Source organism: Enterobacter sp. 04-C-12-SI-ECC (assembly GCF_047530715.1).
Lineage (GTDB): Bacteria > Pseudomonadota > Gammaproteobacteria > Enterobacterales > Enterobacteriaceae > Enterobacter > Enterobacter bugandensis.
Genome location: NZ_JBLKDI010000007.1, coordinates 12,016 through 33,947 on the forward strand (window position 1 = coordinate 12,016; position 21,932 = coordinate 33,947).

Annotated in this window: 16 protein-coding genes; 10 read left to right on the top strand and 6 right to left on the bottom strand. The window is 56.8% G+C overall.

Annotated elements, in window-relative coordinates; all coding sequences use genetic code 11:
• The first annotated feature begins 6 nt into the window (after positions 1 to 6).
• The 5 genes from bcsZ to ACMWL8_RS11770 all read left to right on the top strand — a co-directional run bounded on the left by bcsZ (position 7) and on the right by ACMWL8_RS11770 (position 9,869).
• A complete protein-coding gene (bcsZ, locus tag ACMWL8_RS11750) occupies positions 7 to 1,113 on the top strand; it encodes a cellulose synthase complex periplasmic endoglucanase BcsZ (RefSeq protein WP_045259408.1) in 1,107 nt (368 codons plus the stop codon).
• Positions 1,095 to 4,577: a cellulose synthase complex outer membrane protein BcsC gene (bcsC, locus tag ACMWL8_RS11755; protein ID WP_045259407.1), complete on the top strand. Its 3,483-nt coding sequence runs from the start codon at positions 1,095 to 1,097 to the stop codon at positions 4,575 to 4,577. The genes bcsZ and bcsC overlap by 19 nt, the downstream gene beginning before the upstream one ends.
• Positions 4,578 to 4,696: 119 nt before the next feature.
• Entirely contained in the window at positions 4,697 to 6,703 is a 2,007-nt protein-coding gene (gene hmsP / locus ACMWL8_RS11760; RefSeq protein WP_028014755.1) for a biofilm formation regulator HmsP, read from the top strand.
• Between the two features lie 159 nt (positions 6,704 to 6,862).
• On the top strand, positions 6,863 to 8,149 hold the full coding sequence (locus tag ACMWL8_RS11765; RefSeq protein ID WP_028014754.1) for a dicarboxylate/amino acid:cation symporter: 1,287 nt from the start codon (positions 6,863 to 6,865) through the stop codon (positions 8,147 to 8,149).
• Between the two features lie 226 nt (positions 8,150 to 8,375).
• Positions 8,376 to 9,869 carry a M16 family metallopeptidase gene (locus ACMWL8_RS11770; RefSeq protein ID WP_045259406.1) on the top strand — a complete coding sequence of 498 codons (1,494 nt, stop codon included), beginning with the start codon at positions 8,376 to 8,378 and terminating at the stop codon, positions 9,867 to 9,869.
• Between the two features lie 47 nt (positions 9,870 to 9,916).
• Here the strand turns inward: ACMWL8_RS11770 and ACMWL8_RS11775 are convergent, their stop codons facing one another.
• The gene (locus ACMWL8_RS11775; protein ID WP_045259405.1) at positions 9,917 to 10,846 is read right to left on the bottom strand and encodes a sugar kinase; all 930 of its coding nucleotides are present in this window, start codon (positions 10,844 to 10,846) and stop codon (positions 9,917 to 9,919) included.
• Positions 10,847 to 11,075: 229 nt separating this feature from the next.
• Between ACMWL8_RS11775 and pdeH the strand changes: the two genes are divergently transcribed.
• Together pdeH and ACMWL8_RS11785 are read left to right on the top strand one after the other, a co-directional pair.
• A complete protein-coding gene (gene pdeH, locus ACMWL8_RS11780; protein ID WP_041911854.1) occupies positions 11,076 to 11,849 on the top strand; it encodes a cyclic-guanylate-specific phosphodiesterase in 774 nt (257 codons plus the stop codon).
• Positions 11,850 to 11,914: 65 nt separating this feature from the next.
• Positions 11,915 to 13,957, top strand: a complete 2,043-nt coding sequence (locus ACMWL8_RS11785) for an AsmA family protein (RefSeq protein ID WP_045259404.1) — start codon at positions 11,915 to 11,917, stop codon at positions 13,955 to 13,957.
• A gap of 59 nt (positions 13,958 to 14,016) precedes the next feature.
• Here the strand turns inward: ACMWL8_RS11785 and ACMWL8_RS11790 are convergent, their stop codons facing one another.
• From ACMWL8_RS11790 to ACMWL8_RS11800, 3 genes are all read right to left on the bottom strand, one after another.
• On the bottom strand, positions 14,017 to 15,339 hold the full coding sequence (locus tag ACMWL8_RS11790; protein WP_028014749.1) for an MFS transporter: 1,323 nt from the start codon (positions 15,337 to 15,339) through the stop codon (positions 14,017 to 14,019).
• A 261-nt stretch (positions 15,340 to 15,600) separates the two neighbouring features.
• Positions 15,601 to 16,626, bottom strand: coding sequence for an inner membrane protein YhjD (gene yhjD / locus ACMWL8_RS11795; RefSeq protein WP_045259403.1), 1,026 nt, complete (start codon positions 16,624 to 16,626; stop codon positions 15,601 to 15,603).
• Positions 16,627 to 16,677: 51 nt separating this feature from the next.
• The gene (locus ACMWL8_RS11800; protein WP_028014747.1) at positions 16,678 to 17,577 is read right to left on the bottom strand and encodes a LysR family transcriptional regulator; all 900 of its coding nucleotides are present in this window, start codon (positions 17,575 to 17,577) and stop codon (positions 16,678 to 16,680) included.
• Between the two features lie 119 nt (positions 17,578 to 17,696).
• Between ACMWL8_RS11800 and ACMWL8_RS11805 the strand changes: the two genes are divergently transcribed.
• Together ACMWL8_RS11805 and ACMWL8_RS11810 are read left to right on the top strand one after the other, a co-directional pair.
• Positions 17,697 to 18,455 carry an SDR family NAD(P)-dependent oxidoreductase gene (locus tag ACMWL8_RS11805; RefSeq protein WP_045259402.1) on the top strand — a complete coding sequence of 253 codons (759 nt, stop codon included), beginning with the start codon at positions 17,697 to 17,699 and terminating at the stop codon, positions 18,453 to 18,455.
• A gap of 173 nt (positions 18,456 to 18,628) precedes the next feature.
• Entirely contained in the window at positions 18,629 to 19,231 is a 603-nt protein-coding gene (locus ACMWL8_RS11810; protein WP_045259401.1) for a response regulator transcription factor, read from the top strand.
• Here the strand turns inward: ACMWL8_RS11810 and ACMWL8_RS11815 are convergent.
• Positions 19,210 to 19,548, bottom strand: coding sequence for a lysozyme (locus ACMWL8_RS11815; RefSeq protein ID WP_028014744.1), 339 nt, complete (start codon positions 19,546 to 19,548; stop codon positions 19,210 to 19,212). The genes ACMWL8_RS11810 and ACMWL8_RS11815 overlap by 22 nt on opposite strands.
• 71 nt (positions 19,549 to 19,619) lie before the next feature.
• Positions 19,620 to 20,159: a GNAT family N-acetyltransferase gene (locus tag ACMWL8_RS11820; RefSeq protein ID WP_028014743.1), complete on the bottom strand. Its 540-nt coding sequence runs from the start codon at positions 20,157 to 20,159 to the stop codon at positions 19,620 to 19,622.
• Positions 20,160 to 20,306: 147 nt separating this feature from the next.
• Between ACMWL8_RS11820 and ACMWL8_RS11825 the strand changes: the two genes are divergently transcribed.
• Positions 20,307 to 21,899, top strand: coding sequence for an STY4199 family HEPN domain-containing protein (locus tag ACMWL8_RS11825; RefSeq protein ID WP_028014742.1), 1,593 nt, complete (start codon positions 20,307 to 20,309; stop codon positions 21,897 to 21,899).
• Positions 21,900 to 21,932: the final 33 nt, after the last annotated feature.

Consider the following 21,932-nt stretch of genomic DNA (forward strand, 5'->3'; position numbering starts at 1 on the left):
GACGTGATGAAAGCCTTTCGCTGGTGTGTAGTCGCAGCGTTGATGCTGGCGGCGATCCCTCTTCGCGCCGCCTGTACCTGGCCTGCCTGGGAGCAGTTTAAAAAGGATTACATCAGCGAGGGCGGGCGCGTCATCGATCCGAGCGACACGCGCAAAATTACAACGTCGGAAGGGCAAAGCTATGCGTTGTTCTTTGCCCTGGCCGCTAACGATCGCAAGGCGTTTGACCAGTTGCTGACGTGGACGCGCGATAACCTCGCCAGCGGCAATCTCAACGATCGTCTGCCCGCCTGGCTCTGGGGACAGAAAGACAAAGAAAACTGGGGTGTGATTGATACCAACTCCGCCTCAGATGCCGATGTCTGGATTGCCTGGTCGCTGCTCGAAGCGGGCCGGTTATGGAAAGACCCGGACTATACCCAAACGGGCAAGGCACTGCTAAAACGCATTGCCAGCGAGGAAGTGGTGAAAGTGCCGGGGCTCGGCTCAATGCTGCTTCCCGGTAAAGTCGGTTTTGCCGAAGAAAACGCCTGGCGCTTTAACCCCAGCTACCTTCCTCCACAGTTAGCGAGCTATTTCACCCGCTACGGTGCCCCGTGGATCACGCTGCGTGAAACCAATCTGCGGCTGCTGCTGGAAAGCGCGCCGAAGGGATTCTCGCCGAACTGGGTGCAGTATCAGAAAAACAAAGGCTGGCAGCTACAGCAGGATAAAACGCTGGAAGGGGGCTATGACGCCATCCGTGTCTATCTTTGGGTGGGCATGATGAGCGATAAAGATCCTCAAAAAGCCCGGCTGCTGACGCGCTTCCAGCCGATGGCGGCAAAGACAATTAAACAGGGCGTGCCGCCGGAGAAAGTGGATGTGGCGACGGGGAAACACACCGGCAATGGCCCGGTCGGGTTCTCTGCCGCGATGCTGCCGTTTTTACAGCAGCGCGATGCCCAGGCGGTTCAGCGCCAGCGCGTGGCAGACCATTTTCCCGATAACAATGCCTACTACAGCTATGTATTGACTCTTTTTGGTCAGGGATGGGATCAGCATCGTTTTCGCTTCACCGCTAAGGGTGAATTAATACCGGATTGGGGCCAGGAATGCGCAAGTTCACAGTAAATCTACTCACTCTATCGCTTGGGCTGGCACTGATGCCGCTGGCGCAGGCCGTTAACTCTCCGCAGCAGAAACAGCTGCTGGAGCAGGTTCGGCTGGGCGAATCGACCCATCGCGAGGATTTGGTTCGTCAGTCGCTCTACCGTCTTGAGCTGATCGATCCTAACAACCCTGACGTCATTGCCGCCCGCTTTCGCTACCTGCTGCGCCAGGGCGATAACGCCGGAGCGCAAAAAGAGCTGGACCGCCTGAAGGGGATCGCCCCTGACTCCGGCGCGTACCAGTCCTCACGCAATACCATGCTGCTTTCCACCCCGGATGGCCGCCAGCAGCTTCAGCAGGCGCGCTTACTCGCTACGACAGGGCACACGCAGGAGGCGATTGCCGCCTATGACAAGCTCTTTGGCGGCAACCCGCCGGGCGGCGACGTGGCGACGGAATACTGGAATGTGGTGGCGAAAGATCCTGCCCGTCGCAATGCGGCCATTAACCAGCTGAAAAAAATAAACAGCAGCAGCCCTGGGAATACGCAGCTCCAGACGACGCTGGCCCAGCTTCTGTTCCAGAGCGGACGCCGTGATGAAGGCTTTGCGGTGCTGCAGGAGATGGCTAAATCCACCGGCGGCCGCGGCCAGGCCTCTGACATGTGGTATGAGCAGATCAAAGACCAGCCAGCCAGCAGCGCCAGCGTCACCGCGCTGCAAAAATACCTGACCGTCTTCAGCGACGGCGATAGCGTCGCGGCGGCGCGCGCCCAGCTTGAGGCACAGCAAAAGCAGCTCGCTGACCCGGCGTTCCGCGCGAAAGCGGAAGGGCTGGCGGCAGTGGATGCCGGGCAGGGGAGTAAGGCGGTGGCGGAGCTGCAAAAAGCCGTCAGCGCCAACCATGCCGACAGTGAAGCGGTGGGTGCCCTTGGGCAGGCCTATTCCCAGAAAGGCGACCGCGCCCGCGCGGTGGCACAGTTTGAAAAAGCGATTGCCCTCGATCCGCAGAGCGATAACCGCGGGAAATGGGACAGCTTGCTGAAGGTTAACCGCTACTGGCTGCTGATCCAGCAGGGGGATGCGGCGCTGAAGGCGAATAACCCGGCGCAGGCGGAGCGTTACTATCAGCAGGCGCGCAACGTCGACAATACCGACAGCTATGCGGTGCTGGGGCTGGGAGATGCTGCCGCCGCGCGTAAAGATAACGACGCGGCGGAGCGTTATTACCGCCAGGCGTTACGTATGGACAGCAGCAACAGCAATGCGGTTCGAGGCCTTGCCAATGTTTACCGCGCGCAGTCCCCGGAGAAAGCCTCGCAGTTTATCCAGTCTCTCTCCGCCAGCCAGCGCCGGAGTATTGATGATATTGAGCGTAGCCTGACTAACGAGCAGCTTTCCGCCCAGGCAGAACAGCTGGAGAGTCAGGGGAAATACGCTCAGGCGGCAGAAATTCAGCGTCGCCGTCTGGCACTCTCGCCCGGTGACGTCTGGATAACGTATCGTCTCTCGCGCGATCTCTACAGCGCGGGCCAGCGCAGCCAGGCGGATACCCTGATGCGCCAGCTTGCCAGCCAGAAACCGTCTGACCCGGAGCAGGTGTATGCCAACGGGCTCTACCTGTCCGGAAACGATCAGGACCGGGCCGCGCTGGCGCATCTGAATACCCTGCCGCGCAGCCAGTGGAACGGCAATATTCAGGAGCTTGCCGACCGTCTGCAAAGCAATCAGGTGCTGGAAACCGCCAACCGCCTGCGCGACAGCGGCAAAGAGCAGGAGGCGGAAAATCTTCTGCGTCAGCAGCCTGCCTCCACCCGCATCGACCTGACGCTGGCGGACTGGGCGCAGCAGCGTGGCGATCTGAACGCGGCGAAAACGACGTACAGCGCCGTCCTGCAGCGTGAGCCGCAGAACGAAGACGCGATCCTCGGTCTGACCGAAATTTACAGCGCGGAAGGTAACAAAGATGCCGCCCGTGCGGAGCTCGCGAAACTGCCCGCCGCGCAAAACGGCCAGCCGCTGTCGCTCAATATGCAGCGCCGGATCGCGATGGCGCAGGCAGGTCTGGGCGATTCCGCTGCCGCAGAACAGACCTTCAGCAAAATCATTCCGCAGGCCAAATCGCAGCCCGCCTCCATGGAAAGTGCGCTGGTGCTGCGTGATGCTGCTCGCTTCCAGACGCAAAACGGCCAGCCGCAGCAGGCGCTGGAGACGTATAAAGATGCGATGGTGTCGTCCGGCATCACCACGACGCGTCCGGTGGATAATGACAGTTTCACCCGTCTGACGCGTAACGATGAAAAAGATGACTGGCTGAAGCGCGGTGTGCGCAGTGACGCCGGTGATTTGTACCGTCAGCAGGATGTTAACGTCACGCTGCAGCACGACTACTGGGGCTCCAGCGGCACGGGCGGCTATTCCGACCTGAAAGCGCATACCACCATGCTCCAGGTGGACGCCCCGCTCTCTGACGGGCGCATGTTCTTCAGAAGCGATCTGGTCAACATGGACGCTGGCACCTTTGATAACAATAACGGAACCTACGACCCTAAATGGGGGACCTGCTACGACACGCCGTGTAGCGGCAACACCAGCCAGAGCGACAGCGGCGCCAGCGTCGCCGTTGGCTGGCAGAATAAAACCTGGGCGATGGATATTGGTACCACGCCAATGGGCTTTGACGTCGTCGACGTGGTGGGCGGTATCAGCTACAGCAGCGATTTAGGCCCCATCGGCTATACCGTCAACGCCCATCGTCGGCCTATCTCCAGCTCTCTGCTGGCGTTCGCCGGGCAAAAAGATACCAATACCGGCACCACCTGGGGCGGCGTGCGCGCGACGGGCGGCGGGGTAAGCATCAGCTATGACAAAGGCGAGGCGAACGGCGTCTGGTCAAGCCTGAACGCGGAAACGCTGACCGGTAAAAATGTGGAAGATAACTGGCGCGTCCGCTGGATGACGGGTTATTACTACAAGCTCATTAATAAAAACAACGAGCGCCTGACGGTCGGCGTCTCCAATATGCTCTGGCACTACGATAAGGATCTGAGCGGCTATTCCCTCGGTCAGGGCGGCTACTACAGCCCGCAGGAGTATGTCTCCTTCGCGCTGCCGGTGACCTGGCGTAAGCGTACGGAAAACTGGTCCTGGGAGCTGGGTGGCTCGGTGTCCTGGTCCCACTCCAAAACCAAAGACGAGCTGCGTTACCCGATCCAGAGCCTGATCCCTACCGATGAGCCAGGCCGCTATACCGACCGTGGCGCGATGGAAACCGGCAGCTCCTCCTCCGGGACGGGTTATACCGCGCGGGCAATTATCGAACGCCGGGTCACCTCCAACTGGTTTGTGGGTATGGGCGTGGATATTCAGGAAGCGAAAGATTACACCCCAAGCCATGCGCTAATTTATGTGCGCTACTCTGCTGCAGGCTGGCAGGGCGATATGGACTTACCGCCGCAGCCGCTTATTCCTTATGCGGACTGGTAATCGGATTTTCCTTAATCCATTTGTAAGTCTCTCTTAATAGCGCGGCAATCGGGTATACTCAGGCGCGCCAGGTTTACACCCTGGCGCGCCCTGCGCTTCGAGTTTTGTGGAGAGTCATTTTGCGTGTCAGCCGTTCCTTAACGATCAAACAAATGGCGATGGTCTCTGCCGTCACTATGCTGTTTGTCCTGCTCTTCTGCGTAATTTTGCTGTTTCATTCCGTACAGCAGAATCGCTATAACACGGCTTCGCAGTTAGAAAGTATCGCCCGCTCGGTGCGCGGCCCGCTCTCCGCCTCGATCCTGAAAGGGGACATTCCCGAAGCGGAAACCATCTTAAAACGCATTCAGCCCGCCGGCGTCGTTAGCCGCGCCGATGTCGTCTTACCCAACCAGTTCCAGGCGTTGCGGATGAGTTTTATCCCGGAGCGTCCCGTCCCGATGATGGTGATGCGCCTGTTTGAGCTGCCGGTGCAAATTTCTCTGCCTCTCTATTCGCTGGAACGTCCTGCCAATCCGCAGCCATTGGCCTACCTGGTTCTGCAGGCGGACTCGTACAGGATGTATAAATTCGTCATGAGTTGGGTGGTTACGTTAGTGACCACTTGCTTACTTATGACCCTGATCATCAGCGTAGCGCTGACGTGGTGTATAAACCGCCTCATTGTTCACCCGCTGCGCCGTATCGCCCGCGAGCTGAACGGGCTTTCGCCGCAGGATCAACTGGGGCACCAGCTTGAGCTGCCGCGTCTGCACCAGGACGATGAGATCGGTATGCTGGTGCGCAGCTACAACCTCAACCAGCAGCGCATCCAGCGTCATCAGGATGAGCTAAACAACAGCGCCACGCGCTTCCCGGTGTCGGAGCTACCTAATAAAGCGTTTCTGATGGCAATGCTGGAGCAGACCGTTGCGCGGCAGCAAACTACGGCGCTGATGGTGATTGCCTGTGAAACCCTGCAGGACACGGCGGGCGTGCTCAAGGAGAGCCAGCGTGAAATGCTGCTGCTGACGCTGGTGGAAAAGGTGAAGTCTGTCCTTGCCCCGCGCATGGTGCTGACCCAGGTCAGCGGTTACGACCTGGTGGTGATTGCCAACGGCGTGAAAGAGCCGTGGCACGCCATCACATTAGGTCAGCAAGTACTCACTGTCATAAATGAGCGGCTGCCCGTGCAGGGCATCCAGCTTCGTCCGAGCGCCAGTATCGGTATCGCCATGTACTACGGTGATTTAACGGCGGAGCAGCTGTACCGCCGCGCGTTCTCGGCGGCGTTTACCGCCCGGCGCAAAGGGAAAAATCAGATCCAGTTCTTCGACCCGGAGCAGATGGAAAAGGCGCAGCAGCGCCTGACGGAAGAGAGCGATATCCTGACCGCGCTGGATAACCGTCAGTTCGCCCTCTGGCTACAGCCGCAGGTGAATCTACAGACGGGGGAAGTGAAAAGCGCCGAGGCGCTGCTCCGCCTGCAGCAGCCGGATGGCTCCTGGGAGCTGCCGGAGGGGCTGATTGAGCGCATCGAATCCTGCGGCCTGATGGTCACCGTTGGCTATTGGGTACTGGAGGAGTCCTGCCGCCAGCTTGCCGCCTGGCAGGAGCGCGGCGTAACGTTGCCGCTGTCGGTCAACTTGTCTGCCCTGCAGCTTATGCATCCGACGATGGTCTCCGAGATGCTGGAGCTGATCCACCGCTACCGGATCAAGCCTGATACACTGACGCTGGAAGTGACGGAGAGCCGGCGCATTGACGATCCTAACGACGCGGTGGCCATCCTGAAGCCGCTGCGCAATGCCGGCATTCGCATCGCGCTGGACGATTTTGGTATGGGGTACGCCGGGCTGCGCCAGCTTCAGCACATGAAAGCCCTGCCGGTGGACGTGCTCAAAATCGATAAATCGTTTGTCGACGGGCTGCCGGAGGACAGCAGCATGGTGCAGGCCATCGTCCAGATGGCGCGCAGCCTCAAGGTGCACCTTATTGCCGAGGGGATTGAAACCGAAGCGCAACGCGTCTGGCTGGCAGAGGCGGGCGTCGAGAGCGGCCAGGGCTACCTTTTTGCCCCCGCAGTGCCGCCGGATGTCTTCGAGCAGCGATACCTTTCTGGCGCTGACCATAACGCAAAAGTGTAATTTTGTTGCTGGCTTGTGCGAGCCAGTTCAAAGTTCTTAACATTTGTGTTTCAAATTTGAACCGGGTTTATTTCTGTCCTGTTATACGGGTGTTATTTTAGAGCCGCAGGTTAACCATAACCTTACAAAGCCTGTGGTTTTTCTTCCCAAGGACACCCTATGAAAACCTCACTCTTCAAAAGTCTTTATTTCCAGGTCCTGACAGCCATCGCCATCGGTATTCTGCTGGGTCACTATTACCCGGAGCTGGGCGCGCAAATGAAACCGCTTGGCGACGCGTTCGTTAAGCTCATTAAAATGGTCATCGCCCCGGTGATCTTCTGTACGGTGGTAACGGGCATCGCTGGCATGGAAAGCATGAAGGCGGTGGGCCGTACCGGTGCAGTGGCGCTTCTCTACTTTGAAGTGGTCAGTACCCTTGCGCTGATTATTGGTCTGGTCATCGTCAACGTGGTACAGCCTGGCGCGGGTATGAACGTTGATCCCTCTACGCTGGATGCCAAAGCGGTTGCGGTCTATGCCGAACAGGCGAAGGATCAGGGCGTGGTGGCCTTCCTGCTGGACGTCATCCCTGGCAGCGTCATCGGCGCCTTCGCCAGCGGAAACATTCTGCAGGTGTTGCTGTTTGCCGTGATGTTTGGCTTCGCCCTGCACCGTCTGGGCAGCAAAGGCCAGCTTATCTTCAACGTGATTGAAAGCTTCTCGCAGGTCATCTTCGGCATCATCAATATGATCATGCGCCTGGCGCCGATCGGTGCCTTCGGTGCGATGGCCTTCACCATCGGCAAGTATGGCGTTGGCACGCTGGTGCAGCTGGGTCAGCTGATCATCTGCTTCTACATCACCTGTATTCTTTTCGTGGTGGTGGTGCTGGGCTCCATCGCCCGTGCGACAGGCTTCAGCATTTTCAAATTCATCCGCTACATCCGTGAAGAGCTGCTGATTGTTCTGGGGACCTCCTCTTCAGAATCGGCGCTGCCGCGTATGCTCGACAAGATGGAAAAGCTCGGGTGCCGTAAATCGGTGGTCGGCCTGGTGATCCCGACGGGGTACTCCTTCAACCTGGACGGTACCTCGATATACCTGACGATGGCGGCCGTGTTTATCGCCCAGGCGACCAACAGCCATATGGATATTTTCCATCAAATCACCTTGCTGGTGGTGCTCTTGCTGTCGTCTAAAGGGGCGGCGGGCGTGACGGGCAGCGGCTTTATCGTGCTGGCGGCCACCATTTCTGCGGTGGGGCATCTGCCGGTGGCGGGTCTGGCACTGATTCTTGGTATTGACCGCTTTATGTCTGAGGCGCGTGCTCTTACCAACCTGGTGGGTAACGGCGTGGCCACGGTGGTGGTCGCTAAATGGGTGAAAGAGCTGGATCACAAGAAGCTCAACGATACGCTGAATAATCGCGCGTCTGATAGCAAAAATCCTGGTTTAACCTCCTAATCTTGTCACAATTGCCCGCATTCCCTTGTCGGGATGCGGGCTCCTGCGCATAATAACTGTTCATACCTGTCATAATTCGACAAGATTTTTTTGGGGTATATTTCACTTCGGACCGTGACGTTTTGCCGAACGCGCGGTCTAATCGACGTGTTTTCATCGTCATCTTTTAGAGTGCAGCGCGTCGCGAGACACTCTTTTTAACCAGGAATGTTGATCAGGGGTTCACATGCAGGGCACAAAAATTCGACTCTTAACCGGCGGTTTGCTGATGATGGCAGCAGCCAGTTATGTGCAGGCAGATGCGCTCCAGCCAGACCCGGCCTGGCAACAAGGCACGTTAGCGAACGGTTTTCAGTGGCAGGTGTTATCTACTCCACAGCGTCCCAGCGATCGTATTGAAATCCGTCTGTCCGTAAATACCGGCTCCCTTACGGAAAGCACTCAGCAAACCGGTTTTAGCCATTTTATTCCCCGTCTGGCGCTCACGCAGAGCGGCAGCTTGCAGGCAGTACAGGTGCGTTCGCTGTGGCAACAGGCCATCGATCCGAAACGTCCCCTTCCTCCGGCTGTGGTCTCCTATGACTACACCATGTTTAACCTGAGCCTGCCAAATAACCGTAACGACCTGCTTAAAGAAGCCCTTACCTATCTCTCCGATGCCTCTGGCAACCTGGCGATTACGCCGGATACCGTGAACTATGCGTTGAGCAACGGCGACATGGTGGCGACCTGGCCTGCGGATACCAAAGAGGGCTGGTGGCGTTACCGTCTGAAAGGCTCAACGTTGCTGGGGCACGATCCGGCAGAGCCGCTGAAGCAGCCGGTGGACGTCGAACAGGTAAAATCGTTCTACCAGAAATGGTACACCCCGGACGCGATGACGCTGATCGTCGTCGGCAATGTGGATAGCCGCGCGGTGGTTGAGCAGATCAACAAAGCGTTTGGCGATCTGAAGGGCAAACGCGAAACGCCAGCCCCTGTCCCGACGCTCTCTCCGCTGCGCGCCGAGCCTGTCAGCATTATGACGGACACCGTGCGCCAGGACAGGCTCTCCGTGATGTGGGATAACGCCTGGCAGCCTATTCGCGAGTCTGCGGCGCTGCTGCGCTACTGGCGTGCCGATCTGGCGCGTGAAGCGTTGTTCTGGCACGTTCAGCAGACGCTCAGCAAAAACAACGTGAAGAACATTGGCCTTGGCTTTGACTGCCGCGTGCTGTTCCAGCGTGCGCAATGTGCCATTAACGTTGAATCGCCGGGCGATAAACTGAATGCGAACCTGGGTGTGGTGGCGAAAGAGCTGGAAAAAGTACGTAAAGAGGGGCTCTCTGAAGAGGAGTTCAACGCGCTGCTGGCCCAGAAAAAACTGGAGCTGCAGAAGCTTTTTGCCACCTACGCTCGCGCCGATACCGACATTCTGATCAGCCAGCGGATTCGCTCCCTGCAGAATCAGGTTGTCGACATTGCGCCTGAGCAGTACCAGAAGCTGCGTCAGGACTTCCTGAACGGTCTGACTGTGAATATGCTGAATCAGGATTTACGTCAGCAGCTGTCGCAGGATATGGCGTTGATCCTTCTGCAGCCGAAAGGCGAGCCGGAATATGACATGAAGGAGCTTCAGAAGACCTGGGATTCCATTATGGCCACCGCGTCGCAGCCGGCGCAGGCTGCAACGGCTGATGATCTACACCAGGACGCGACGGATATTCCGCAGGGGCAGTAACCCCCTCACGCTGACCCTCTCCCGTTTGGGGAGAGGGTTAGGGGAAACTAAACAGGCATCGCCTCGCGCGGAATAATCGCCCCGCGATACTGAATCACGGTGCTGGCCGTCAGGTGCCCACGCTGTGCCGCCGCTTCCGGCGTTCCCCCCGTCAGGCGTACCGCCAGGTAGCCCGCGCTGAAGGAATCCCCCGCCGCGGTGGTATCAATCACTTTCTCTTTGGCCAGCTTCACCGCAGGGACCTCAACCACCGCTTCACCCGCAATCGCGACCAGGCACGACTCCGCGCCGCGCTTAATCACCACTTCGCTCACGCCTGCTGCGTGCGTACGTGCAATCACGTCCTCAACCGGCTTTTCACCCCACAGGGCGTCTTCATCATCGAGCGTCAGGAAGGCGATGTCCGTGCACTGCAGCATCTGCTTATAAACCTGCTGCGTCTCTTCGCGGCTGGCCCACAGGCGCGGGCGGTAGTTGTTATCAAAAATCACCTTCCCGCCGTTGGCGCGGCATTCGCGCAGCAGCGAGAGCAGCTTTTCGCGGCTGGTCGGGCTTAAAATCGCCAGGCTAATGCCGCTCAGATAGAGATAGTCAAACGTCGCCAGCTCTTCGCAGATGGCCGCGGCGGCATCGCTCTCCAGCCAGAATTTGGCCGCGGCTTCGTTACGCCAGTAATAAAACGTGCGTTCGCCGGTGCTGTCAGTTTCGATGTAGTAAAGCCCAGGCAGGCGGTTTTCCATACGCTGTATAAGCGAGGTGTCAACATGTTCACTCTGCCAGGCTTCCAGCATCTGCTGGCTGAAGCTGTCCGTGCCGAGGGCGGTGACGTAGTTCACGGTGAGTGCCTCAGGCGCAACCTGACGGGCAATGTAAACCGAGGTGTTTAACGTATCGCCACCAAATCCGCGGCTGACTTCCGCGCCTTTTTGTGACAGCTCAATCATGCATTCGCCAATCACGGCAATTTTTTTGGACATAGTCGTGAACCTGAACAGAAGAATTTTCAGCAGTGTGCGCCGAGTGAATTAGATGGTCAACTATATTAAAACGGTGTTCCATTATTTTATTTGAGCCAGCGCGTGTTCCGGCAAATTTCTGTCATCTTAATTTCATTTCCACGGTGAATTGAACATAAAGTTCTCAATTATCGCGCCGATAATCCTGTGACGAGTCCAGAAAGGCTATCCCAACAACAGGACATCTGAAATGAAGTCAGAGCAGGTTATCCAGCGGCTGAGCACTACGCCTGAGGCAAGCATTGAGAACTTGCAGGAGCATCGCTACTGGCTGCAATGTGAGCGCGCGTACACCTGGCAGCCTATCTATCGAACGGACGGTCGGCTGATGGCAATTGAGATTTTGACCGTCGTTACGCATCCCTCAAACCCTACTCAGCGCATCGCGCCGGATCGCTATTTTGCCGAAGTTGCCGTTCGCCAGCGTCTGGACGTGCTGGAAGAGCAGCTCCGTATGCTGGCGACGAAACAGGCCTTTTTCGAGCAGCATACGATCCTCGCCTCGGTGAACGTGGATGGCCCAACTCTGCTGGCGCTGCGTCAGAACGCGAAGCTGCAGGAGCTGATCGCCACCCTGCCGTGGCTGCGCTTTGAGCTGGTGGAGCACGTGCGCCTGCCGCAGGATTCCTCGTTTGCGTCAATGTGTGAATTTGGCCCGCTGTGGCTGGATGACTTTGGCACCGGTATGGCGAACTTCTCGGCCCTCAGCGAAGTGCGCTATGACTACATCAAGGTGGCCCGCGATCTGTTCATCATGCTGCGCCAGACCCCGGAAGGGCGGAATCTGTTTACGCTGTTATTGCAGCTGATGAATCGCTATTGCCAGGGGGTGATCGTTGAAGGCGTGGAAACGCTGGAAGAGTGGCGTGATGTGCAAAACTCTCCCGCAGCGGCGGCGCAAGGCTATTTCCTCTCTCGCCCCGTGCCGATGGATCTCCTCGAAAGCGCCAGAACGACCCTCTGATAACCCCGTTTCCCTTTGTCTGGACTATAGTTTTACAGGACAGGTCATCAGGAAAGGGGATAACAATGACAAAAACAACCAGGGTCATTTCCTGGATTACAGGGATTTTCTTGTTGTTGATCGCGATCGTCGTCATCATTATCGCGACGTTTGACTGGAACCGCCTTAAGCCGACCATCAACCAGAAAGTCTCAACTGAGCTGAACCGTCCCTTCGCCATTCGTGGCGATCTGGGTGTGGTATGGGAGCGTCAGAAAGAGGAGACCGGCTGGCGAAGCTGGATCCCCTGGCCGCACGTCCACGCCGACGACATTATTCTCGGCAACCCGCCGGATATCCCCGAAGTGACCATGGTGCATCTGCCGCGCGTGGAAGCCACGCTGGCGCCGCTAGCGCTCCTGACCAAAACCGTCTATCTACCGTGGATCAAGCTCCAGCAGCCCGATGCGCGCCTGATCCGCCTCTCTGAAAAAAACAATAACTGGACGTTTAACCTTGCCAGCGACGGCGAAAAAGATCCGAATGCCCAGCCCTCTTCGTGGTCATTCCGTCTGGACAATATTCTTTTCGATCGTGGGCGGATCGCCATCGACGATAGGGTCAGCAAGGCAGACGTGGAGATCCTGGTCGATCCGCTGGGTAAACCGCTGCCGTTTAGCGAAGTCACGGGCAATAAAGCGAAAGGCGATAGCGCCAAAGCGGGTGATTATGTCTTCGGCCTGACGGCAAAAGGGCGCTACAACGGTCAGCCGCTTAACGGGAAAGGGAAAATCGGCGGCATGCTGGCGCTCCGGAGCGAAGGCACGCCATTCCCGGTGCAGGCGGATTTCCGCTCGGGGAATACGCGCGTGGCGTTTGTGGGGACGGTCAACGACCCGATGAACATGGGGGGCGTTGACCTGCAGCTCAAGTTCGCCGGTGACTCGCTTGGCGAACTGTATGAACTGACCGGCGTACTGCTGCCGGATACCCCGCCGTTCGAAACGGACGGGCATTTGGTTGCCAAAATTGATACCGAAAAATCGTCCGTTTTTGACTACCGGGATTTCAACGGCCGCATCGGCGACAGCGATATTCACGGCACGCTGACCTACACCACCGGAAAACCACGGCCAAAACTGGAAGGGGATGTCGAATCCCGCCAGCTGCGTCTGGCCGATCTTGGCCCGCTGATAGGCGTGGATTCGGGTAAAGGGACAAAGTCAAAAGAGGTCAAAAAGGACGTTCAGCCTGCGGGAAAAGTGCTGCCTTACGATCGCTTTGAAACCGATAAGTGGGACGTGATGGATGCGGATGTGCGCTTCAAAGGGCGCAAGATTGAGCATGGCAGCACGCTGCCGCTGAGCGATCTCTCGACGCATATCATCCTGAAAAATGCCGACCTGCGCCTGCAGCCGCTGAAGTTTGGCATGGCGGGCGGGACGATTTCCTCTAACATTCACCTGGAAGGCGATAAAAAGCCGATGCAGGGGCGGGCGGAGATCCAGGCGCGTCGATTGAAGCTGAAAGAGCTGATGCCGAACGTGGAGCTGATGCAGAAAACCCTCGGTGAAATGAACGGCGATGCGGACATTCGCGGGGTGGGGAATTCCGTGGCGGCGCTGCTGGGCAGCGGCAACGGTAACCTGAAACTGCTAATGAACGACGGTCTGGTCAGCCGCAACCTGATGGAGATCCTGGGGCTGAACGTCGGTAACTTTATCATCGGGCAAATCTTTGGCGATGACGAGGTGCGGGTGAACTGCGCGGCGGCGAATGTGGATCTGGTTAACGGGGTGGCGCGTCCGCAGATTTTTGCCTTCGACACGGAAAACGCGGTGATTAACGTGACCGGTACCGCCAGCATGGCCTCCGAGCAGCTGGATTTGACCATCGATCCGGAAAGTAAGGGGATTCGTATTATTACCCTGCGCTCGCCGCTTTACGTGCGTGGGACCTTCAAAAATCCGCAGGCGGGCGTCAAGCCCGGGCCGCTGATTGCGCGTGGCGCGGTGGCCGCAGCCCTCGCGACGTTGGTCACCCCGGCCGCCGCGCTGCTGGCGTTGATTTCGCCGTCAGAAGGCGAGGCGAATCAATGCCGGACGATTTTGTCGCAGATGAAGAAGTAACGCCTTTCTCCCTCTCCCTGTGGGAGAGGGCCGGGGTGAGGGCATCAGGCCGCAATGAATTACAGCGCCTGATGCTTAGTCTCATGCGTCAGCAGCAGCGCAATCAACGTCAGCGCCGCCATGGCCGCCAGATAAACACCCACGTAGAACAGACCATAATTTGCCTGCAGCCAGGTGGCGATATACGGTGCCACGGACGCGCCCAGAATAGACGAGACGTTATAGGAGAACGACGCGCCGGTATAACGCACTTCCGTCGGGAACAGCTCCGGCAGCAGCGCGCCCATCGGGCCGAAGGTCAGCCCCATCAGGCTCAGGCCAATCAGCAGGTACGCCATCACCAGCGCCGGGCTACCTGAACTCAGCAGCGGCGGGAAGACGAACAGAGCAAACAGAATGATCAGCGTGGTGATCGTAATCATGCTCGCACGACGACCAAACTTATCCGCCAGCAGGCCGGCAATCGGTACCATCACACCAAACCCAATCACCGCCATCATCAGCATCCACAGCACTTCGTTACGCGGCAGGCCCAGCCCAACCGGTGCGGCAGCGGTACTGTAGGTCATGGAGTACACCGTCATGATGTAGAACAGCGTGTAGGTCGCCAGCATGATAAACGTGCCCAGCACGGTCACGCGCACGTGTTTGGTCAGCAGGGTGCCCAGCGGCACTTTTACCTGTTTTTTCGCCGCGGCTACTTTTGCGAACACCGGCGTCTCATGCAGGGAAACACGCACATACAGGCCAATCAGCACCAGCACGGCCGAGAAGACAAACGGAATACGCCAGCCCCAGCTCATGAACTGTTCGTCCGTCAGCAGCCAGGAGAGCAGCAGGAAGGTCCCGTTGGCAAAGAAGAAGCCAATCGGCGCGCCAAGCTGCGGGAATGAACCGTACAGCGCGCGTTTACGCGGCGGGGCGTTCTCGGTCGCCAGCAGCGCCGCGCCACCCCATTCACCGCCCAGCCCCAGACCCTGACCAAAACGCGCCAGCGCCAGCAGGACCGGCGCCAGAATGCCGATGGTTTCGTAGGTCGGCAGCAGGCCGATCGCCACGGTGGAGATGCCCATCGTCAGCAGCGAGGCCACCAGGGTGACTTTACGCCCAATACGATCGCCGAAGTGTCCAAACAGCGCGGAGCCAATCGGACGCGCCACAAACGCGATAGCAAAGGTCGCCAGAGACTGTAGCGTCGCCGCCGTCGGGTCTCCCTGCGGGAAGAAAATATGCGGGAAAACGATGACCGCTGCGGTGGCGTAAATGTAAAAGTCGAAGAACTCAATGGCGGTGCCAATCAGCGATGCGACGACAACTTTATTGCGCGAGTTTACCGGGACGTTTTCCGCACCAGAGTCGAGTGTTGTGGCTGTTGATTGCATAATATTTTCTTATTTTTTGTCGAACGAAAGGCCATATTACGCACAGCAAAAGCGACATTTCAATCTGTAACAAAGTCGCTTCCTGATTATAAAATCAACAAAAAGCGGATAATGTTCAGGCCAGCCAAAATGCTTCCATGAAATGCTTCACGTTTTTTAAATATTGGTGGATAAAACTGGTTTTCGGTTAAATAAAAGTTACGGACTGGATTTATATGCTGAAATGATGAGTCGGGCTGAAATATCAGCCCGAGAGCGGAATTAACGATGTGTTTTTCCGGGCATTCGCGTGTCGCCTTTGTACTCGGCGGTGGCAATCCACGCCGCGCAGAACAGGGTTAAACGCGCGAAGAAGTAGAAGAACGCCATCAGCCCCAACACCGAGCCAAATGCCGCGCCGGACGGGGATTTCACCAGCGACGGCAGGGTGTAGGTCATCACGATCTTAATCACTTCAAAGCCGATCGCCGCAATCAATGTGCCGCGGAGCAGCGCCTTCTTACGCGGACGATGCCGAGGCAAGCGCCAGAAAATCCAGAAGAACAGCAGGTAGTTGGCGAAGATGGAAATCGCCAGTCCGATGCCGCGCCAGGCGGGCTTCAGCCATTCGATGTAATTAAGATAGAGCGCAGAAATAATCATCTGCTGCGCGGAGCCCGCCACGGAGGTAATGGAGAGCGTGACGACGAGCGCGATAAGCAGGCCAATCAGCGAAATAAAGTCGCGGAAATATTTAACCCAAATTTTCTCCTGATCCTGCGGTTTACGCTCCCACACCTCGCGCGACTGGGCGCGAATAGCTTCGCGGAGGTTGCCCATCCAGTTAACGCCGGAGTAAAGGGCGATGAGCAAACCGACGATCCCGACGGTGGTGCGCTGCTGAACGGCGGTGTTAATCGTGCTTTTCAGCGTGGTGGCGAGGGTGGGGTCACTGACGTTATTCAGGATCTTATTGAAAATATCCTGCAGCAGCGTTGGATGCGACGCGAGTACAAAACCGGCCGCAGCAAACGACACCATCAGGATGGGGATCATCGACAGGAACGAAAAATAGGTGATCGCGGCACCGAACTGGTTCCCCATGCGGTCATTAAAGCGCTCGGTCGCACGTATTAGATGCGCAACCATGGGAAACTGCTGAATTCTCTCCGCCAGGCTGGTGACGGTGCCCAGCGCCTTGCTGGCGGTACCAGGGGCTTTAGCCTCTTCCGGCTCGGTTTCCATCTTCTTGATGGGTTCATAATCTAATTGTTGGGTGGGTCGTTGCGGGTTATTTTCCGGCGTCACGCGTCTTTTCCTTTTTCGTTTGGCTGGATGTTACTGAATTATAGCTTGCGACTAGTCCACGTAAGCTTTTGTGAGTTCGGTTAGCCACTCCATAAACAGGTGAACCCGGCGAGAGAGGTTGCGCCGGTGGGGGTAAATCAGGGAGACAGGCATCGGTTCCGCACGATACTGCGGGAGGATCTCAATCAGTTTCTTTGCGCGCAGCAGGTCGCGCACCCCAACGCGCGGGGCCTGAATGATCCCCAGCCCGGCAAGGCAGGCGGCCTGGTAAGTTTCCGTGCTGTTGACGGTTAGCACCCCGCCCGTTTTTATCCACTGCGTCGTGCTGCCGTTATAAAATTCAAAGCCCTGAGGGCGGCTTCCCAGCATCGCGGCATAATGAATCACGGCGTGCGAGCCTAAATCGTCCAGCGTGTCAGGGTAGCCAAAACGCGCCAGATAATCCGGGCTGGCGCAGTTGATCACCGACAGCTTGCCCAGCGGACGGGCTATCAGCCCTGAGTCCTTCAGGGAACCCACGCGGACGACGCAATCAAACCCTTCGCGGACCACATCCACCAGACGATCGCTGCTGCTGAGCTCCAGTTCGATACCCGGATACTGCTGTAAAAAAGCAGGCAGTTTGGGGATGACGACATTTCGAGCAACGCCAACGGGCATATCCACGCGCAGCCTTCCGCTGATGCTGGAGGGATCGTGCTGAAACATACCGTCCAGCTCATCCAGGTTCGCCAGCAGATCTTTTGCCCGTTCGTAATAGACCATGCCGTCCTGCGTCAGGCTAACGCGGCGCGTGGTACGGTGCAGTAGCTGGGTGCCAAGCCGGTTTTCCAGTGCCTGAATTTGCCGGGAAACGCTGCCTTTCGGCAGCGTTAATGTCTCTGCCGCGCGGGAAAAACTCTCCAGCTCCGCGACGCGAACAAACAGCTGCATTGCGTGAATTTTATCCATAGATGAAGCTCATTGTTGTTTGCACTGAAACAGTGAAGCGTTATTACCCATCTTTATTGATCTTCTATCACCTAATAAGCTCTTTCTCAATCTCCATAACAGCCAAAACGAGGTTTATGATGACTGAACGTATCGCATTAGTGACGGGTGGTAGCCGCGGCTTAGGTAAAAACGCTGCGTTAAAGCTGGCTGCAGACGGCACGGGAATTATCCTGACCTACAATCGTAGCCAGCAGGAAGCGCTGGAAGTTGTGCGCGAAATTCAGGAAAAAGGCGTCAAGGCGGCGGCATTAAAGCTCAATGTCGGGGATATCGCCAGTTTCGAAAATTTTGCTCATCAGCTTCAGGAGATCCTGAAGAGCGTCTGGCAGCGCGAAACATTTGATTATTTATTGAACAATGCCGGAACGGGTTTATACGCACCCTATACCGAAACGACGGAAGCCCAGTTTGATGAGGCGCTGAACATTCACTTCAAAGGGCCTTTCTTCCTGACGCAGCGCCTGCTGCCTCTGCTTAACGACGGGGGGAGGATCCTCAATGTCTCCAGCGGACTGGCCCGCTTCACCCAGCCAGGCTCAGGCACCTACGCGGCCATGAAAGGGGCGATGGAAGTGCTCACCCGCTATCAGGCGAAGGAGCTTGGAGCGCGCGGTATCTCCGTCAATATTATCGCACCAGGCGCGATCGAAACCGACTTTGGCGGTGGGCGCGTGCGCGACAACGCGCAGCTTAACCAGATGCTGGCGTCGCAGACGGCGCTGGGGCGGGTAGGTTTGCCGGACGATATCGGGGATGCCATTGCGGCGCTGCTTAGCGATAAGCTTGGCTGGATGAACGCGCAACGTATTGAAGTATCAGGCGGCATGTTCCTGTGATGTCTGATGTTAAGGGGAGGGAACCCCTTAAGGAAATCCTTAATATGGATGTGTCAAAATGCGGGTAAATATAAAAACCACTGGCGGATTTGTAACCTCTCCATTCATTGAGTTTTTTCTTAAATAGCGCCTATGTAGAATCCCCCTTCGCTATTCTCAGAGGGAGAAATACGATGCGAGTAATCATGTTTGACAGGCAGTCGATATTTATTCATGGAGCGATACACGGTTTGCAGAAATTAATTCCTGAAATAAATATAACGGGGGCTTGTCAGGCAGACGATTTATGGACGCAAATATCCGCGTCACCGTCTGCTATCGTCATGATTGACGGCAATTTAATTCAGGATGAGGGGAGTTCTTTCCTGGATGAAATCATGCATCGCTTCCCGTCGGTACGGGTGATGATGGTTCTGGCAAAAAAAGAGACCCGATGGGTTGAACAACTCATGCAGCGAAACGTGATGGCTATTATCCCCCGTAACGCCAACCCTGAGCGATTTGCCGCCGTGCTGGATTCCGTGTCCAGAGGGATGGTCTGCTTTCCCGCTGAGTGGGTCAGCCAGCAATCGTCAGCGCAGGCGTTACTTTCCTTAAGCGAGCGTCAGCGTGAGGTGCTGAAGCTGCTGGCGGCGGGCGAATCAAACAAAGAAATTGGTCGCAATCTCAACATCAGTGCGGCCACGGTAAAAGCGCATCTGGAAGCGCTTTTTCGCAGGCTGGAGGTAAAAAACCGAACCCAGGCAGCCATGTACTACACCCGGGCGACGGCCTGAAGCAGCGCTTTCGGGAGTGAAGACGTCACGCCGAAACTCAGTATCATCAGTACCAGCGCGTCATGCTGCTGCTGGGTTAATGGATGTATACACTTTTCCCGCAGCAGCGTTTCACACAGCTGAATATCTTCATGGAGTAAATATTCCGCCTGAAGAGGCGTGATAAGGCCGTGAAAATTTTCCCGTTCGCGGATCACATGCCCATAGCCGATAACCCATACACCCTTTTCATCACGATATTTCTCCAGTGAAAGCCCTTGATGTTTCTTTATTAATTCTATGGCGGCAGAAGATATATTTAGCGCATGACCGTTCATATTCGTTTCCTCTTAATGGCGATACTGTAGAGGAATCGCGGTACGAGCAATATCCGCCAAATGGCTGTTGTTCAGGAATTATTGTTCAGGTATTCCTGCCGTAATAACCCAAATAACCAGTCATTTTGCCAGCGACCGGAAAGGTAATAGCTTTCACGTAGCTCGCCTTCCAGCTGGAAGCGAGCTTTTTCCAGCAGGCGCCTGGAGGCGACGTTTCCCGCGGTGACGGTGGCGGTGAGCCGACGAATACCGCCCTGATGAAAGGCGTAATCGCAAAGCGCCTGCAGGGATTCGAAGCCGTAACCTTTGCCCTGCGCCTCGGGGGCAAAAAGAAAGCCCACTTCGGCGCAATCTTCTTCCCGATGAATATACCCGGTAACGCCCAGCGGGGCCTGTGAGAGGGCATCACGTACGACGAGGCACAGCCAGTGCGCGCTGCCTGGCGTCCAGGGCGTCAGGCGCGAATCAAACGCCTCCCGGATCGCTGCGACGGGGCGGTTCTCCGCTACAAAGCGCATGACTTCGGGGTGTTGCTGCAACGCCAGAAAAAAGGGCCAGTCTTGCTCCTGCAGGGGCGAGCAGTTCAGGCGTGAGGTCATTAAAACTGGCATTAAGATTCTCCTGAAGCATTTTAAATGATTTTAGGGTTGTCACTTTATTTCAACAGAAAGTCAGGTATGGTTAAGCGCGTATAAATAAAAAGAAAAACGGCCATTAGTGCCCATTCCGGATGTCTTCGCTGTCGCTTAAGGAAAACAATGACTCTCAGCACATCACATCATATCCGCGAACAGTTTGAACACTGTCTGGCGGTCATTCGCCAGGCGTCGGTGGAAATCTTGCTTCTTCTGAATGTACATGTTTCTGAGGGAAAAGATCCACGCTGGTTTCTGGAACAGCTGGACAGCGCGCGTTTAGGCCTCGGGGGATGGGCTACGGTTGCGAAGAAGCTTAACCTGAATGATGCCGAGATGTCGGAATTTACGCTGCAGCTGCGCCTGCTGCAGCAGCGCGTCCCGCAGTACGAAAGCGGGCAGGATGTCAGTGAAAACCAGCTTATTGCGGCGATGCGGTTTGTGACTACGCTGGAACATCTTCGTCTGCAGCAGCCGCTTCTGACCTACAGCACCGAACTGGCCCCGGGAAGCGAACTCCAGCAACAGCAGGCGCACAAGCAGGTACGCGCAATTGAGTTAATGATTAAAGGCCTCATTCAGCAGGCCTGGCCCGATCAGGTGCGGCTCAATAATCATCTTAAAACCTTATTTAACGCTGACCGCGTACGGCGCTGGCTGAAGCATGGCGAAATCAACGATGTCCTGAGCGGCATGATGTTCAGTGAACTGGCGCAAATGCTGGTGGATAAAAAAGAGTTCAGCCGCTATTACGCCTCGCTGTTTAACGACCCGTCCATGCTGACGCTCCTGGTGGAGCCGCGCAAAACGCTGCAAACCTTCCTCGACGACATCCGGCAAATCCGCAACAGCATTACGGTGCAGAAAACGTTAAGTTCGGCGCAAATTCAGCTGCTGGATAACTACTACATGCAGATCTCCCGTCCGGTTCAACGCGCATTTGAGGAGGGGAGAACGCGCGTCAACCCGGCCGGATTCATGGCGGTGGATGCCAGCGAGCTGCACGCGTTCTGGGAAAGGGCGCAAAAAATGGATCGGGTTACCGGTGGGGATCTGTTTGAAGTCCGCGACACGATTGAAAAGCCGACCCAGCGCGCCCCGCGCACGCCCGAACAGCGTGAGCAGCTTATCTCCGGTGCGCTATGGGGAGCGGTCGGCGTGATGGTGATTGCCATCGTGGTAGGCGGCTTCTGGCTGGTGACCAGCAGCAAACCGCAGCCTGCGGCCGAAAATACGGCGCAAGCGGCGGCTCCGCCGCAGGAGATGCGCGAAACCCCTTCCTCGCGCGAGACGCTGACGCGCATGGGAGTGACCTGGGACGAGAGTAATTTCCGTTCGGCGATTAACCGCAACGATACTCGCGTGGCGCTGCTCTTTTTGCAGGGGGGGATGGACTGGAAGCTGTCATGGACCGAAGAGGCGATGTCGGCAGGCTATGACGACGTTCTGGAGCTTATGCTGCGCTATCGGCAGAACATGGCAGAAGAGAAGCCGTGTCGTCGTTTCATCAATACGCTCAGCCACGCCATGTCAAACGGCGAGTCCCTGACGTCAATACGTAAAGAGTATCTGAAAGCGTTCTGCACCGTGCCGGCCGTGGTGAAGCGCCAGAAGCACGATCTTGAGATGGCAACGCGACGTGCGCAGTCACAGCCGGATGCCACCACGAAAAAATGGCAGTCTATTCAGACCGCCATTTATGAGGTGATTCGCTAAAGTTTTCCCCCTTTCCCCAGAGGGGAGAGGGGC

Bases quoted from the DNA above. Each gene is read 5' to 3' on its own strand.
- bcsZ (WP_045259408.1), top strand. From the start codon at position 7: ATGAAAGCCTTTCGCTGGTGTGTAGTCGCAGCGTTGATGCTGGCGGCG.
- bcsC (WP_045259407.1), top strand. From the start codon at position 1,095: ATGCGCAAGTTCACAGTAAATCTACTCACTCTATCGCTTGGGCTGGCA.
- ACMWL8_RS11765 (WP_028014754.1), top strand. From the start codon at position 6,863: ATGAAAACCTCACTCTTCAAAAGTCTTTATTTCCAGGTCCTGACAGCC.
- ACMWL8_RS11770 (WP_045259406.1), top strand. From the start codon at position 8,376: ATGCAGGGCACAAAAATTCGACTCTTAACCGGCGGTTTGCTGATGATG.
- ACMWL8_RS11775 (WP_045259405.1), bottom strand. From the start codon at position 10,846: ATGTCCAAAAAAATTGCCGTGATTGGCGAATGCATGATTGAGCTGTCA.
- pdeH (WP_041911854.1), top strand. From the start codon at position 11,076: ATGAAGTCAGAGCAGGTTATCCAGCGGCTGAGCACTACGCCTGAGGCA.
- ACMWL8_RS11785 (WP_045259404.1), top strand. From the start codon at position 11,915: ATGACAAAAACAACCAGGGTCATTTCCTGGATTACAGGGATTTTCTTG.
- ACMWL8_RS11790 (WP_028014749.1), bottom strand. From the start codon at position 15,339: ATGCAATCAACAGCCACAACACTCGACTCTGGTGCGGAAAACGTCCCG.
- ACMWL8_RS11800 (WP_028014747.1), bottom strand. From the start codon at position 17,577: ATGGATAAAATTCACGCAATGCAGCTGTTTGTTCGCGTCGCGGAGCTG.
- ACMWL8_RS11805 (WP_045259402.1), top strand. From the start codon at position 17,697: ATGACTGAACGTATCGCATTAGTGACGGGTGGTAGCCGCGGCTTAGGT.
- ACMWL8_RS11810 (WP_045259401.1), top strand. From the start codon at position 18,629: ATGCGAGTAATCATGTTTGACAGGCAGTCGATATTTATTCATGGAGCG.
- ACMWL8_RS11815 (WP_028014744.1), bottom strand. From the start codon at position 19,548: ATGAACGGTCATGCGCTAAATATATCTTCTGCCGCCATAGAATTAATA.
- ACMWL8_RS11820 (WP_028014743.1), bottom strand. From the start codon at position 20,159: ATGCCAGTTTTAATGACCTCACGCCTGAACTGCTCGCCCCTGCAGGAG.
- ACMWL8_RS11825 (WP_028014742.1), top strand. From the start codon at position 20,307: ATGACTCTCAGCACATCACATCATATCCGCGAACAGTTTGAACACTGT.